The sequence below is a fragment of the Mitsuaria sp. CC2 genome, from assembly GCF_048957715.1.
In the GTDB taxonomy this organism is placed as follows: domain Bacteria; phylum Pseudomonadota; class Gammaproteobacteria; order Burkholderiales; family Burkholderiaceae_C; genus Roseateles.
In genome coordinates this window covers 115,323-129,357 of record NZ_JARVXN010000017.1, presented here as the reverse complement: position 1 = coordinate 129,357, position 14,035 = coordinate 115,323, and the positions used below count along the sequence as shown (strand labels likewise).

General features: G+C 70.8%; 12 protein-coding genes. 4 read left to right on the top strand and 8 right to left on the bottom strand.

Annotation, left to right across the window (positions count from 1 at the left end; genetic code table 11):
* Window positions 1-216: UvrD-helicase domain-containing protein (locus tag PV762_RS12635; protein WP_421035359.1), on the bottom strand; the 216-nt coding region annotated here is incomplete at its 3' end.
* A gap of 64 nt (window positions 217-280) precedes the next feature.
* On the opposite strand from PV762_RS12635, the gene PV762_RS12630 reads away from it, so the two are divergent.
* On the top strand, window positions 281-649 hold the full coding sequence (locus tag PV762_RS12630) for a DUF1304 domain-containing protein (RefSeq protein WP_421035358.1): 369 nt from the start codon (window positions 281-283) through the stop codon (window positions 647-649).
* 6 nt (window positions 650-655) lie between these two features.
* Here PV762_RS12630 and PV762_RS12625 read toward each other — a convergent pair whose 3' ends face one another.
* The 3 genes from PV762_RS12625 to PV762_RS12615 form a co-directional block, all read right to left on the bottom strand.
* Complete coding sequence (locus tag PV762_RS12625) at window positions 656-1,519, bottom strand: substrate-binding periplasmic protein (protein WP_421035357.1); 864 nt, start codon at window positions 1,517-1,519, stop codon at window positions 656-658.
* 26 nt (window positions 1,520-1,545) lie between these two features.
* Window positions 1,546-2,025: a hypothetical protein gene (locus PV762_RS12620; protein WP_421035356.1), complete on the bottom strand. Its 480-nt coding sequence runs from the start codon at window positions 2,023-2,025 to the stop codon at window positions 1,546-1,548.
* A gap of 267 nt (window positions 2,026-2,292) precedes the next feature.
* Window positions 2,293-3,393 carry a hypothetical protein gene (locus PV762_RS12615; protein WP_421035355.1) on the bottom strand — a complete coding sequence of 367 codons (1,101 nt, stop codon included), beginning with the start codon at window positions 3,391-3,393 and terminating at the stop codon, window positions 2,293-2,295.
* A gap of 35 nt (window positions 3,394-3,428) precedes the next feature.
* Between PV762_RS12615 and PV762_RS12610 the strand changes: the two genes are divergently transcribed.
* Window positions 3,429-6,047 (top strand): alpha/beta hydrolase family protein, encoded by a 2,619-nt coding sequence (locus PV762_RS12610; RefSeq protein ID WP_421035354.1) that lies wholly within the window; start codon window positions 3,429-3,431, stop codon window positions 6,045-6,047.
* 30 nt (window positions 6,048-6,077) lie between these two features.
* On the opposite strand, the gene PV762_RS12605 is transcribed toward PV762_RS12610, so the two are convergent.
* The 3 genes from PV762_RS12605 to PV762_RS12595 are packed head-to-tail and all read right to left on the bottom strand — an operon-like array spanning window position 6,078 to window position 10,105.
* Window positions 6,078-6,965, bottom strand: coding sequence for a neutral zinc metallopeptidase (locus PV762_RS12605; protein WP_421035353.1), 888 nt, complete (start codon window positions 6,963-6,965; stop codon window positions 6,078-6,080).
* Window positions 6,962-9,199 carry an ATP-binding protein gene (locus PV762_RS12600; protein ID WP_421035352.1) on the bottom strand — a complete coding sequence of 746 codons (2,238 nt, stop codon included), beginning with the start codon at window positions 9,197-9,199 and terminating at the stop codon, window positions 6,962-6,964. Before PV762_RS12600 ends, PV762_RS12605 begins: the two co-directional genes overlap by 4 nt.
* 15 nt (window positions 9,200-9,214) lie before the next feature.
* Window positions 9,215-10,105, bottom strand: a complete 891-nt coding sequence (locus tag PV762_RS12595) for a substrate-binding periplasmic protein (RefSeq protein WP_421035351.1) — start codon at window positions 10,103-10,105, stop codon at window positions 9,215-9,217.
* A 232-nt stretch (window positions 10,106-10,337) separates the two neighbouring features.
* On the opposite strand from PV762_RS12595, the gene PV762_RS12590 reads away from it, so the two are divergent.
* Together PV762_RS12590 and PV762_RS12585 are read left to right on the top strand one after the other, a co-directional pair.
* Window positions 10,338-10,955, top strand: a complete 618-nt coding sequence (locus PV762_RS12590) for a helix-turn-helix domain-containing protein (RefSeq protein ID WP_421035350.1) — start codon at window positions 10,338-10,340, stop codon at window positions 10,953-10,955.
* Between the two features lie 19 nt (window positions 10,956-10,974).
* Window positions 10,975-11,694 carry a response regulator gene (locus PV762_RS12585; RefSeq protein WP_421035349.1) on the top strand — a complete coding sequence of 240 codons (720 nt, stop codon included), beginning with the start codon at window positions 10,975-10,977 and terminating at the stop codon, window positions 11,692-11,694.
* Between the two features lie 17 nt (window positions 11,695-11,711).
* Here PV762_RS12585 and PV762_RS12580 read toward each other — a convergent pair whose 3' ends face one another.
* Window positions 11,712-13,865, bottom strand: a complete 2,154-nt coding sequence (locus PV762_RS12580) for a primosomal protein N' (RefSeq protein WP_421035348.1) — start codon at window positions 13,863-13,865, stop codon at window positions 11,712-11,714.
* Between the last annotated feature and the right edge of the window lie 170 nt (window positions 13,866-14,035).

Here is a 14,035-nt window from a genome sequence, read left to right as displayed (position 1 = left end):
GTGCTTGGCGCGCTCCCGCATCTCCTGCGAGGCCTTGTTCGTGAAGGTGATCGCGGCGATGTTCTTCGGCCGGTAGCCCTCGGACATCAGCTTGGCGATCTTCTGCGTGATCACGCTGGTCTTGCCCGAACCCGCGCCAGCGATCACCAGGCACGGCCCCGAGAGGTGGTGCACGGCCGCCAACTGGGCAGGGTTGAGCTGGGCTGCTTTGGACATGGAACGTGCGGGACAGGGAACGGCAGACGGGCCGGGGATGATAGCGGGACGTACAGTGCGAACCATGAACACAACACTTGCCCTTGCCGCCAATGTCGTCGTCGCCCTGGTGGCACTGATTCACGTCTATATCCTCATCCTGGAGATGTTCCTCTGGACGACGCCCAAGGGCCGCAAGGCCTTCGGACTCACCAAGGAATTCGCCGAGGCGAGCAAAGTCCTCGCCGCCAACCAGGGGCTGTACAACGGCTTCCTCGCGGCCGGCCTGATCTGGGGCCTGGCGCTGGGCGCCGCGGGCGGACCGGTGAAAGTCTTCTTCCTGGCTTGCGTGCTGGTGGCCGGGCTCTACGGCGCGGCCACGGCCAGCCGCAAGATCCTCTTCATCCAGGCCATCCCCGCAGCGATCGGGCTGGCGCTCCTCCTGTTGAGCTGAAGGCGATCAGTCCGGCAGCGCGACGCCGCGCCGGGCCGCCATCTGCTGCAATTCGCCGCTGGCGCGCAGGCGCTGCATGCCGGCGTCGACCAGCGCCATCCAGGGCTCGCCCGCCGCATCGCGGCTGAAGGCGAAGTGGCCGCGCAATTGCGCGAACGGCGGCGCGCACAGCGCCACCTGGTCCGTCATCCCCAGCTCCTGGATCACCGGTTCCGAATTGCGCTGGTTGGCCGCGATCAGGTCCAGCCGATTGAGCTGCAGCATGCGCAGCGCCGTGCTCAGGTCCCGCACCGCAGTCACGTTCAGGCCCCGGCGCGCCTGCTGGAAGCGGTCGCCGTAGACCCAGCCCTGCACCGCGCCGATCCTCAACGGCACCAGGGCCTGGAAGTCGCCCCACCAGAGGCCTTCCTCGCGGCGGCGTGCGTAGAACACCAGCGCATCCTCGTAGAAGGCCTGGCGCGAGAAACGCATCAGTTTCTCGCGCTCCGGCGTCCGGTACGGACCGACGAGGATCTGAGCCGGACCGTGTTCGATCATGGACTGCGCCCGCAGCCAGGGATAGAACTCGTAACGCGGCTGGTGGCCGGCGGGAATCAGGATCGCGTCGAGCAGGTCGACGGCCAGGCCGCGCGGCTTGCCACGGCTGGCCGCGGGCTCGAAGAGCCGTGCGAAGGGGGTGCCTGCGATCAGCACCTGTGCCGACCTTGGGCGGCCCGCGCCGGCGTTGGCCGAGGCGCCCGAAGTGCCCGAAGTGCCCGAAGTACGCGAGGGGCCGGCCGATGAGGCCTGCGCGCTCGCCGCGCCCGTCATGCCGATGGCCATCGCGCCGAGCGTGGCATGACGGAGCAGATGTCGGCGGAGGGCATCCATGGATGCGCCCATGATAGGCCCGCGGATCACCGGCCGCGCGTCTCCGCGACGAGGTCCTCGGGCACCAGCGCGCCGGGGATGAAGATGGGCATGCGGATGGGGTCGCGGCCGATGTCCTCGCCATGCGAGCCGTGGACCGCGAACGCCGCCGAGAGCACCGCGTGGACCCGTCCCATGGCCTCGCAGGACGGCGACGAACCGCCGGCGAAGAACACCTGCGCCTCGCCGATGCCCAGCCCGCACAGGCCGTAGAGCCGGTCCTCGACCCGCGCGCAGAACTGGTCGGCGATCTGGCGCCCGACCAGCGACGGCAGCCGCACCAGGTAGTCGCCCGTCCCCCTGTCCACGGCCCAGCGCACGGACAGCCGCATCCAGTGCGCGTTCTTGCCGTCGATGCAGCTTTCCAGCACGCCGCGCAGCCACGGCGAACACTCGGGATCGGTCACCGAGTCCCGCCAGCAATTGCGCCAGTCCGCGGCGGACATCGGCCGGATTTCGAAACTCACGCGTTTCCTCCTCGCATCGCCACCTCGGCGACAGGAGAACGATCGTAGGCAGACGCCCCCGCCTCGGACAATCCGCCTTCATCGGCGGACGAGTGACTCTTTCAAGTCGATCGTCAGCGCGAAGTTGTCGATTCGACTGGGCGCTGACGAGGGCGTTGGGCTCACCCCTGCGAGAGAACTAACGCATCGAGGTCGGTCGACGACTCGTCGCGGATATGCGTCGTCTGCGCGCCAGCCGAGCGCTTCCGCCGAGTGCTTCCGACGCGTTCAGCCGCCGCGCAGCAGCAGCCAGGCGACGGCGGCCGCCAGGGCCAGCACCAGCGCGATCCCGGCCAGCCGCTCGGCCCAGGACGCCTGGATCGAGCGGGGCCCGGCCGGCCGGTCGTCGTCCCTGTCGAGCGGAGGCGGGGAGGGCAGCAGCGGCATCGGCGCCGACGCCGGTCCGCCCGTGCCGGACGTCGAGCGCGGCAGCGAGGGTTCGACCGCGATCCAGTCCCGCACCGCCTGCGCCAGCAGCTGGCGGTCGGTGAAGGAGCGTCCGTCCATCATGGCCCGGTCCAGCAGCTGGTCCAGGCTCTCGCGCTGCGCGGCCGTCAGCGACAGCCACGACTGCAGCGAGGCGACCGGCGTGGCGCCGGGCTCGGGTTCTTCCTCGAAGCCGTCCTCCGTCGCGTCACGGCGCGGCAGGCGCCCGTTCACCAGCATGCCCAGCAGACGACCGAGCGCGTGGGTCTCGCTGTTCTCGTCCGGACGGCCGCCGGCGCGTTGACGCGCGTTGGCCAGCGGTTCCGCCGCGCGCACCAGCGCGGCGGGCGCCTGGCTGTCGCGCGGTGTCAGGCCTTGTCCCAGCCAGTGCAACTGCTGCGCGGGGCTCAGCCAGAGCGTCCCGGGATCCAGCTCGTGCAGCACCAGGCCGTGCGCATGGGCGGCGTCCAGCATCTCGATCAGGTCCAGCAGCAGCTGCATGCGCCGCTTCAGCGGCAGTGCCATCGCCACGCGCAGCAGCGGCGCGCCCTCCATCGCCGGCACGACCAGGTAGGGGAGCCCGGCGGGGCTGAGGCCGCTGTCCAGCGGCGCGCCGTAGGACGGGTACTGGAAGCGCGCCAGCGCTTCCGAATCCTCCGCGAAACGCATCAGCACCGCCTGCGCGTCGGACTCGTGGCGGTACACCAGCGCGAGGCCGGTCTGTGCCGCGGCCTTGCCGTGCTCGACGCGGAACCACACCCCCGAGGCGCACTCGAAGAGCACCGTCGCCACGCGCCAGACGCCCAGGCGCTCGCCGACGGCCGGCAGCACCGCCGGGGCCCGGGGGGCCGGGTCGTGCGGTGCGCGGGGGTCCTGCGCGTGCGGATGCGGCGGCTCGATCATGGGCGCGAATCCTAGCGCAGCGATACTTCGACCCCATGTCCTCCCGCGTCCCCTCTGTCGGCCTGCGCCTTCCGCCCGTCGGTGGCCCGGCCGCGTCCACGGTCGTCGCCCCCGAGGCCGTACCCGCACCCGCCGTCCGTCGGCTGGCGGCCGGCCTGCTCGCGACGACGCTCCGCGGCATGGCCGCCCTGGCCGGACTTGCCGGTCTCGCCGGTCTTGCCGGTCTTGCCGGTCTCGCCGGTCTCGCCGGTCTCGCCGGTCTCGCCGGTCTCGCCGGCCCGGCCGGGGCCGCGCCCGCGCCGTACAAGCAGCCGTCCGTGGCGATCCGCGAGCTGCTCGACGCGCCGTCGCTGCCGCGCCTCATCCCCTCGCCGGACCGCCAGGCGCTGGCACTGGTCGAGCAACGCCGCTACACGCCGCTCGAGGAACTGGCCCGGCCCGGGCTGCGCCTGGCCGGCGCGCGCTTCGATGCGCGCAACGCCAGCCAGCAGAACCTGCTCGCGGTACAACGCGTGCGCCTGCGCTCGCTGCTGGAGCCGGAGGCCGCCGAACGCGAGGTCGAGCTCCCGGCCGGCGGCACCTGGCACAACTTCCTCTGGGCGCCGGACGGGCAGCGCTTCCTGCTGTCCCGGCGCACCGACACCGCCGACGAGCTCTGGGCCGGCGCCACGTCCAACGGCCAGCTCTGGCGCCTCTACAACGTGCGGCTGAACAACGCCGTCGACGCCGACGACATCGCCTGGCTGAACGCCCGCGAGGCGGTCGTGCTGACCGTCCCCGACGATCGCGGCGCCGCGCCCAGCCGCGCGCAGACCGGCCCGGCGATCCAGGAGACCCACGGCAAGGCCTCGCCCGAGCGCACCTATCCGGACCTGCTGCGCAATCCGCGCGACGAGGACCTGTTCGAACACTACGCCCGCTCGCAGCTCACACTGATCGACGTCGCCAGCGGCCAGAGCCGCGACATCGGCGCCCCCGGCCTGTTCACCAGCGTCTCCAGCGTCGGCACCGGCCAGGCCCTGCTGACCGAGCGGCTGGTGCGCCCGTTCAGCTACAACCTGACGTTCGACGATTTCCCGACCGTGGTCGAGGTCCGCCAGCGCGACGGCAAGGTGATCCGCGAGCTGGTGAAGATGCCGCTCAAGCAGGGCGTCGCGATCGACGGCGCGCTGCCGGGGCCGCGCGTGTTCTATCCGTCGCCGACCAAGGACGCGGCGATCTACTGGGTCGAGGCCCTGGACGGCGGCAACCCGGCCACCCGCGCGGCCTTCCGCGACCGCGTCATGCGGCTGGACCCGCCGTACACCGGCGATCCCTTCGAAGTGCAGCGCATGCCCTACCGCTTCACGCGGCTGCGCTTCCTCGACGACGGCATCCACGGCCTGCTGACGGAGGAGGACCGCAGCCGGGGCTGGTCGCGGACCTACCTTCTGCCGCTCAACGGCAAGCAGAGCCGGCCGCTGTTCGAGCACTCGGTGCGCGAGCGCTACCGGCATCCCGGTTATCCGTTCATGCGCACGCTCGGCAACGGACACCAGGTCGCGCAGACGCTCAACGGGGATCTGCTGCTGTCCGGGCAGGGATCGGGACCGAAGGGTGATCGTCCTTTCCTGGACAAGCTGTCGCTGAAGGACCTGAGCGTGCAGCGGCTGTTCCAGTCGGCCGAGGGCGTGTATGAGCAACCCGTGGCGCTCTTCGAGGATCGCCGGCTCCTGACGCAGCGCGAGACCGAGCACGAGCCGCCCAACCTGGTGCTGCGCGAGAACGGCAAGGTCACGCCGCTGACGCGCCTCAAGGATCCGACGCCGCAGTTGAAGGGCGTGCGGCGCGAGCTGGTGAGTTTCAAGCGCAACGACGGCGTGGAGCTCTCGTTCTGGATGTACCTGCCGCCCGACCTGCGCGAGGGCGAGAAGCGACCGGCGCTGGTGTGGGCCTATCCGCTGGAATTCAACGACGCCGCGATCGCCGGGCAGTTGAGCGGTTCGCCGGGGCGCTACATGAGCTTCTCCGGCATCAGTCCGCTGAACCTGCTGATGGATGGATATGTGGTGCTGATGGATGCGACGATGCCGGTGGTGGGTGACTCGCGCAACATGAACGACAGCTTCATCGAGCAGATCACGGCGAACGCGCGCGCGATCGTGGACAAGGCGGAAGACCTGGGCGTGGTGGATCCGCGCCGGATCGCCATCGGCGGCCACAGCTACGGCGCGTTCATGGCGGTGAACCTGATGGCGCACACCAAGCTGTTCCGCTGCGGCATCGCGCGCAGCGGTGCCTACAACCGGACGCTGACGCCCTTCGGGTTCCAGAGCGAGCGCCGGTCGCTCTGGGACGCCAAGGACGTCTACCTGAAGCTGTCGCCCTTCCTCTTCGCGAACCAGATCAAGGATCCGCTGCTGCTGATCCACGGCGAGGCCGACAACAACTCCGGCACCTTCCCCATGCAGAGCGAGCGCCTCTACCAGGCGATGGCCGGCCTGGGCGGCACCGCGCGCTACGTGCTGCTGCCCTTCGAGGCGCACGGCTATACCGCCCGCGAGTCCGCCGGCCAGGTGCAATGGGAGATGAGCCAGTGGCTGAAGGGCTGCGTGGGGGATCCGCGGGCCGAGGCCAGGCCCCGCCCGGCAGCGGGATCGAGCGCCTCGCAGTAGAGCCGTTGCTGGCCTCGCGCTGGTCCAGGCCTAGAGCTGCTTCGTCGAGAACGTATCGCAGTCCCGCAAGTCGCCTTGCGCCATCCCGCGCTTGAACCAGCGCTGCCGCTGCTCGCTGGTGCCGTGGGTGAAGCTCTCCGGCACCACCGCGCGTCCGGCGCTGCGCTGGAGCGTGTCGTCGCCGATCCTGGCGGCGGCGTTCAGCGCTTCATCGACGTCTCCGGCTTCCAGCCAGCCCTTGGACTGTTGCGAGTGATGCGCCCACACCCCGGCGAAGCAATCCGCCTGCAGCTCGACGCGCACGCTGGTGGCGTTGGCGGCCTGTTCGGACTGACGGCGGCGGGCGGCGTCGACCTTTTCGGTGATGCCCAGGAGATGCTGGACGTGGTGTCCCACCTCATGGGCGATCACGTAGGCCTGGGCGAAGTCGCCGGGGGCGCCGAGCCGGTCGCGGAGGGTCTGGTAGAAGCTGAGGTCGATGTAGACCTTGCTGTCGCCGGGGCAGTAGAACGGTCCCATCGCCGCCTGCCCGAGTCCGCACGCGGTGCGTGACTGTCCTTCGAACAGGGTGAGCGTCGGCGCCTGGTAGGTCTTGCCGCCGGCCTTGAAGAGCGCGGTCCAGACGTCCTCGGTGTCGGCGAGCACGATGCTGACGAACTTGGCCGGCGCGTCCTGGGGACGGCTGTGCTCGACGGGGCGCTGGGCGGGCCCGGGCGTGGTCTGCACGGCGCTGCCGTCGAGCGCGCTGAGCACCGTCAGCGGGTTGATGCCGAAGGCCCAGGACGCGAGCAGCGCGATCACGATGCCGCCGATCCCGATGCCTCGTCCGCCGAGCATCGGCAGCCCGCCGCCGCTTCCGCCGCCGGATCCGCGCAGATCCTCGACGTTGTCGCTCTCTCGATTGCCTTCCCACTTCATGGTGTGCTCCTGGTGCGGGCGTCCGTGTCGCCAGTCAGTCGGCCGCCTGGGCCTCGCTCCCCGCCGGCCGGCGTGTCCTGCGCGGGGAGGATCAGGTGGAATTCTGCGCCACCGCCGTCGCGGTTGGCGGCATAGAGCTGCCCGCCGTGCATCTCGACGATTCGCCGGCTGATCGGCAGGCCGAGGCCGGTGCCGCCGGAGCCGTCCTTGGTCGCACTGGACTGGACGAAGGGATCGAAGATGCGTTCGAGCTCCTCGACCGGGATGCCCGGGCCCCGGTCGGCCACGCACAGGTGCAGCGCGCCCTCGGGCGTGCGGCCGCCGCGAAGCTCGATGGTGCCGCCTTGAGGCGCGAACTTGATCGCATTGGCCAGCACGTTGCGCACCGCCTGCTGGAAGCGCAGCGGATCCACGCGTCCCGGCAGCGGCGCGGGCAGGTCGACGGCGAGCGTCAGGTGGCGTTTCGCGGTCAGCGGCGCGAGTTCGCGCATCACCGCGTCCACCGGCTCGCGCAGGTCCGCCGCGTGCAGTTCCAGCGCGCCGACCGCGTCCAGCTTGGACGCGTCGAGCAGGTCGTTGACGAGCGCCAGCATCCGCTGCCCCGAGCCGTGGATGTCCGAGAACATCGCCTGCAGGCGTTCCTGTCCGCCGCTGCGCATGATGCCGAGCTCGGAGAACCCGAGGATGGCCTGCAGCGGCGTGCGCAGTTCATGGCTGATGTTGGCGAGGAATTCGGTCTTGGTCCGCGAGGCCTCTTCCGCCGAGTCGCGCGCCTGGCGCGTCAGCCGCTCGGCGGCGGCGCGCTCGGTGATGTCGACGGCGCTGCCGGCGTAGCCCAGCAGTTCGCCGTCGCGACGCAGCGGCACCGTCGCGATCTGGTAGCGGCGCGGCGCGCCTTCGCCGTTGCGGATCGTGGCCTCGATGCTGCGCACGCCCTCGTCGCCGCCGAACAGACTCGCCACCGCCTCGCGGTCGGCCGGCTCGGCGATGTCGGCCAGGCGGCGGCCGACCGCCTCGTCCGGCCGGCCCCGGTGCAGCGTCGTCCAGCGCGCATTGACGAAGGTCAGCGTGCCGGCCGGATTGGTCCGGAAGATCACCTCCTGCACGCTCTTGAGCAGCACGCGCATGTCGCGTTCGCGGTCGGCCAGCTGCTCGTGCGCGCCTTCCAGCGCCTCCATCGCTTCCGCGCGCGCCTGCAGGCTGCGCCGCACGGTGATCGTCGCCAACGCGATCAGCGCCAGCGCCAGCGAGCCGATCAGCAGCAGCCAGCGCAGGCCCGCATGCCAGCGGGCCAGCACCTCGTCGACCGATTGCTCGACGCCGACGATCAGCGGCCGCCGCGGCGCCGCCCGGTACGCGACGATGACCTCGCCCGGCAGGGCGCCCGCGCCGATGTAGGTGTCGTGCTCGCGCCCGCGACGCAGGGCGTCGAAGGCCGGATGACCGTCCAGGCGCTGACCGGGCAACTGGTGCAGCGTCTCCATCGCGGCCAGCAGCTGTCCGTCGGTCGAGGCCAGCCACGCGGCGCTGCGGCCGCCCGGCAGCGCGCGCTGCTGGACCTGCGTCAGCGCGTCCGGATTGATCAGCGCCAGCAACCAGCGCGGGTCCGACTCGCGGTTGCCCGGCGAGATGCCCAGCGGGGTCAGCGCCTGCCTGGGCAGCGACGCAGCGCCGGCGGGCTCGTCCGGCGCCTGCGGCAGTTGCAGCAGCAGCGGCAGCATGCCGACCGGCGAGCCGCGTGCTCCCCGTCCCCGCGCGAGGTCCGCCAGACCGCGGCCTGGCCGCAGCGGCATCAGCAGGTCCCGGTCGGGACCGGGCAGGCGACCGAAGTCGTCCAGCGGGATCTCCAGGCCGATCTCGTCGGCGTTCGTGCTGATCAGCACCCGGCCGCGCGTGTCCAGCAAAGAGACGCTCCGGATGAAGGGCATGCCCACCAGCACATGGCTGAAGTGCTCCTCGAGGTGCTGAGCCTCGTGCGGATCGGCGACCGTGCGCGTCAGCCCGTCGCCGATCGCATGCAACGACAGCGAGGCCGTCTCGATGGTGCGGCTCGCATCGCTCTCCAGCACCTGGGCCAGCAGCGCGCCGCGGCTGCGCGCGTCGTCGATGGCTTCCTGCCGGCCGACCCAGGCCGGGCCGATCAGGCCGGCCAAGGTGCCCGCGCCCACGGCCAGTCCCGCCCACAGCGTGGCGCGGCGCAGGCGCAGGAGGGATCGGACGGCCGGACCGAGCATCGCTGGACCTCCGTCTCAGGGCACCACGATCGCGCCGAGGCCGTGGCGCTCGGCGGCGGCGCGCAGCCGTCCGTCCCGTTTGATCCGGACGACGAATTCATCCAGCCGCGCCAGCCACGCGGGGTCGCCGCGCTTGATCGCGTAGGCATACGGCAGGACGTGGAAAGGCTGGGGCGGCGCGATGAGCTGCGCCCAGTCCGCGTTGTCGAGCAGCCGCCGGCTGTAGGCGTAGTCGGTGATGAAGACATCGGCGCGGCCGGACTCCAGTTCGCGTTCCCGCGTCGCCGGTGGCTGGACCACCAGCAGCGTCGCGCGCTTCAGGGCGGCGCGCATCACGCGTTCCGACGAGGTGCCCGTCTGGACGGCGACCACCACGCCGGGCTGGTCGATGTCGTCCCATCGCTTGACGACGCGGCTGGCGCGGCTGGCGATCGCGTACAGGCCGCTCTGCAGGTAAGGCCGCGTGAAGTCCAGCGCCGCCATCCGTTGCGGCAGCGCGGCGACGGCGAACATCGCGACGTCGCAGCGCTCTGCTTCGAGGTCGGGGACCAGGCGCTGGAACGAGGATTCGACATACCGGAGCCGGACGCCCAGCTCCTTGGCCAGTTCGTTGGACAGGTCGATGTCGAGGCCGCTGAGCGTCTCGTCGCGCGGATGGCGGTAGGTGATGCCGTAATAGTCCGGCCAGATGCAGACCCGCAGCACGCCACTCGCGAGGACGCGCCGCAGCGCCGGACTGGCGGACGCCGCCGCAGTGGCAGTCGCAGCGCCATTGGCCGAGGCAGGCGCGGCCGCCGGGGCGCGCCGCGCCCCCGGCGCGGCCGCCACGCACAGTCCCGTTGCCCAGATCCGGGCCTGGATCCAGGCCGGCGGGACCGTCGCGCCCGGTCCGGTCCATCGCTTCATCATCGTTTCTTCATCGCTTCTTCATCGCTTCTTCAGCGCTTCTTCAGCGCATGTCCTCGGCCCGGATTGCACCAGAGTTCGCACCGTCTCCGCGCGGGGGAAGCCCCCACCCCGAGCGAAGTCACACCCGATATCACTTTTATCGCTTATAACTGGGGATATTGCCCACCTACTAGTTTGGTTAATTCGGCAAAATTGACTCATGACTGCTATTGCCCGTACACCCGATGACATGCAAGAGGATTTCAGCACGCGTGAAGTCGCGCAGCGCCTCGGCATGGCCGTCCGCTCGGTGCAACTGATGGTCGACCGCGGCGAGTTGCAGGCATGGCGCACCCCCGGTGGCCACCGCCGGATCCTGCGCGCGTCGCTGGACGCCTGGCTGACCGGCCGCGGCCTCGCGCCGACCAAGCCGGCCGACCTGTCGCCCGGCGACGGCGCTCCGCCGCGCCTCAAGGCGCTGCTGATCGAGGACTCGGTCCACTACCAGAACCTCGTCATGCTGCTGGCCCAGCAGGAATACCCCGACCTGGACCTGCACACGGCCAACGACGGCATCGGCGGTCTGGTCATGTACGGCCAGCTGCAGCCCGAGATCCTGCTGGTCGACATCCTGTTGCCCGGCATCGACGGCGCGGCGCTGGTGACCAGCCTGCGCTCGCAGCCGCAGTTCGCCAGCAGCGAGCTGATCTTCGTCACCGCGCTCGACGAGCAGCAGCGGGCGCCCTATGCGTTCGCGCTGGCCGGCCTGCCGCTGGTGCACAAGCCGCGACTCGTGACCGACCTGCCGCCGCTGCTCGGCGCCGCCATCCAGCGCATCCAGGCCCGCCAGCCGCAATTCGCAGGTTGAAGCCGGTGGCTGCCTGATCATGGCGTCCCGCGTCCGGGTCCTCCTCGTGGAGGACGACATCACCTTGCAGCGCTTCGTCTCCATGGCCCTCGAAGACGACGAGGTGCGCATGCAGGCCTGCATCTCCGTCGACGAGGCGCTGCTCGCGCTGGCGACGCAGAGCTTCGACCTGGTCATCAGCGACCTGATGCTGCCGGGCCGGCACGGCCTGGATCTGCTGCAGACGCTCAAGCAACGACCGGCGCTGCGCGGCAACGCCCGGCTGGCCGTGTTCAGCGCGGGCATCAATCCGGCGGTGCGCGAACAGCTGGAAGCGCTCGGCGTCACGCGTTTCCTGTCCAAGCCGTGCTCGCTCGGCGACCTGCAGTCCTGCCTGGACGGCCTGCGCGACGCGGCGCCGCCGGCCGCGATGCCGTCCATCCATCAGGCGGCCATCGAACAGTACTTCGGCGGCAAGGCCGCGCTGTACCAGGCCTTCCTGGCGCGCTGCCGCATGCAGTTCCCGCTGGACATCGCCAATGGCCGCCTCGCCTGCGACCGCGGCGAACACGTCAAGCTGCGCCATCTCGCGCACAGCCTCAAGAGCGTGCTGCTGACGCTGGGGCATGCCGAGGCGGCGGAAGTCGCACGGCAACTGGAGCTCGATGCGGAGCAGGCCGCGACCGGCTCCGAGGACGCCCTCGCCGCGGCGCGTGCCGCGTGGCCGGTGCTCGAAGAGGCACTCGCCAAGCTGCTCTGACAACGCGGGGCCGTGTCCTAGATCGCCAGAGGGTCCACGTCCACCGCCCACCGCGTCAGGCCCTTCTGACGTCGTTTGAGCGCATGCAGTTCGGGCAGCCAGGCCCGCAGGAAGCGCAGCAGCTGCGCGCGGCTGCCGGCCTCGATCAGCATCTGGAAGCGCTCGCTATCGGCCACGCGCGCGATCGCCATGGGCACCGGCGGATACAGCAACAGGCCCAGCGACAAGGGCAGCGCCTGTGCCGCCTCCTGCGCCGCGACCAGGAAATCGCGCGCGGCCTCGACGCTGCGGCCTTCCGCCCGCACCAGCGCCAGGTGCGCGAACGGCGGCAGGTTGGCCGACATCCGCTCATGCAGCTGGCTGCCGGCGAAAGCCTCGTAATCGTGCTTCTGCAGCGACTGGTAGAGCGCGTGCTCGGGATACCAGGTCTGGATCCACATCTCGCTCCTGGCCGCCTGCGCGGCGTCGCGCCCCGCGCGGCCGCCCGCCTGCATCAGCAGCGAGAACAGGCGCTCCGGTGCGCGGAAGTCGCTGCTGAACAGCGCGCCGTCCGGATTCACCGCCGCCACCAGCGTGATGCGGCGGAAGTCGTGTCCCTTGGCGACCATCTGCGTGCCGACGAGGATGTCGACGTCGCCCTCGTGCACCGCCGCCAACTGCGTTTCCAGGCTGCCCTTGAGCCGGGTCGTGTCCGCGTCGATGCGGGCCACGCGCGCGCCGGGCAGCGCCTGTGCGAGCTGCTCCTCCAGGCGCTCGGTCCCGCGCCCCAGCGGCGCGATGTCTGGATTGCCGCAGGACGGGCAGGCGCGCGGCACGCGCGTCGTCACGCCGCAGTGGTGGCAGCGCAGCGTCCGGTCCTCCTTGTGGAACACCTGATGCGCGCTGCAATGGGGGCAGTCGCTCTTCCAGTTGCACTGGTCGCAATGCAACACCGGCGCGTAGCCGCGGCGGTTCAGGAACACCAGGCTCTGCTCCCCGCGCTCCAGCCGTTTGCGCAAGGCATCCACCAGCGGCACCGACAGCGTCGTCGTCACGCCCTTCTTGCGTTCCAGCCGGTTCATGTCGAAGAGCCGCACCCGCGGCAGCGCGCCCCCGCCGATGCGCTCCGTGAGATCGATGCGCCGATAGCGCCCGGCGAGCGCGTGCTGCCAACTCTCCAGCGACGGCGTCGCCGAGCCCAGCACCACCGGCACCTTCTCCAGATGGCCGCGATACACGGCCAGATCGCGCGCCGAATAACGCGCGCCGTCCTGCTGCTTGTAGGAGGGGTCGTGCTCCTCGTCGACCACGATCAGACCCAGGCGCGGCATCGACGCGAACACCGCCAGCCGCGTGCCCAGCACCAGCTGCGCGCGACCCAGGTGCGCAGCGAGCCAGTTCCGCAGGCGTTGGGCCGGCGTCAGCGCGCTGTGCAGCGACACGATCGAACGCCCCGCGAAGCGCTCCGCGAATCGCGCCTCGAGCTGCGGCGTCAGGTTGATCTCCGGCACCAGCACCAGCACCTGTTCCCCGCGTTCCAGCGCGGCCTCCGCGGCGCGCAGGTAGATCTCCGTCTTGCCGCTGCCGGTCAGGCCCCACAGCAGCGCCGGCTGCGGCACCTCGCGGGCGGCCAGTTCCGCCAGCGCGTCCAGCGCCGACTGCTGCTGCGCGGTGAGTGCCGGACGCTCCGGCGTGGACGGTTGCGCTTCGAGCGCCTCTGGGTTCGACCCCGCCTCAATCGCCGCTGCTGCTGCTGCTGCTGTCGCAGCTTTCGCCGCTTCGGCGTCCGCCTTGTCGAGCTTCTTCAGCCGCGCCTGCAACTGCTTCGCGTCGAGATCGCGAAGTTGGGGCGGCAATACCGCCAGTGCCAACTCGCCGACGCTGCGCTGGTAGTAGCTGGCCGCGAACTCGACCAATCGGCGCCAGCGGTTCGACAGCGGTGGTAGCGCGTCCAGAGCTTCGCCCACGGGACGCAACTCGGACTCTGGCAGTTGCGCGTCCTCGGGCAAGTCCTGGTCCTCGGGCGGGTCGTCCCAGACCAGGCCCATCACGTCGCGGCGACCCAGCGTCACGTGCACCAGCGTGCCTGGGGTCAAGTCTTGCGGGCCGAGGTAATCCAGCGGTCCGGTCAGCCCGCTGTGCTGGGGTGCTTCGACGGCCACCCGCAAGCGACGCAACGGGGACTCGTTCATCCTGCGTGGAGCTCCGTCCCGGTGTCAGCGGATGTCGGTGGGGCCGGAATGGGGCTGGGGGTTCCCGGAGGGATGCCCCCTGCCCCGTGGAGAGCCCGCGCTTGGCCGTTCGCATGCTGCGTTGTCGCGTCCCTCCCGGTCGCCATCGACCATGAGAAAAACGCGCCAAG

Coding starts and splice junctions, on each gene's coding strand:
- PV762_RS12630 (WP_421035358.1), top strand. CDS start 281: ATGAACACAACACTTGCCCTTGCCGCCAATGTCGTCGTCGCCCTGGTG.
- PV762_RS12625 (WP_421035357.1), bottom strand. CDS start 1,519: ATGGATGCCCTCCGCCGACATCTGCTCCGTCATGCCACGCTCGGCGCG.
- PV762_RS12615 (WP_421035355.1), bottom strand. CDS start 3,393: ATGATCGAGCCGCCGCATCCGCACGCGCAGGACCCCCGCGCACCGCAC.
- PV762_RS12610 (WP_421035354.1), top strand. CDS start 3,429: ATGTCCTCCCGCGTCCCCTCTGTCGGCCTGCGCCTTCCGCCCGTCGGT.
- PV762_RS12605 (WP_421035353.1), bottom strand. CDS start 6,965: ATGAAGTGGGAAGGCAATCGAGAGAGCGACAACGTCGAGGATCTGCGC.
- PV762_RS12600 (WP_421035352.1), bottom strand. CDS start 9,199: ATGCTCGGTCCGGCCGTCCGATCCCTCCTGCGCCTGCGCCGCGCCACG.
- PV762_RS12595 (WP_421035351.1), bottom strand. CDS start 10,105: ATGAAGCGATGGACCGGACCGGGCGCGACGGTCCCGCCGGCCTGGATC.
- PV762_RS12590 (WP_421035350.1), top strand. CDS start 10,338: ATGCAAGAGGATTTCAGCACGCGTGAAGTCGCGCAGCGCCTCGGCATG.
- PV762_RS12585 (WP_421035349.1), top strand. CDS start 10,975: ATGGCGTCCCGCGTCCGGGTCCTCCTCGTGGAGGACGACATCACCTTG.
- PV762_RS12580 (WP_421035348.1), bottom strand. CDS start 13,865: ATGAACGAGTCCCCGTTGCGTCGCTTGCGGGTGGCCGTCGAAGCACCC.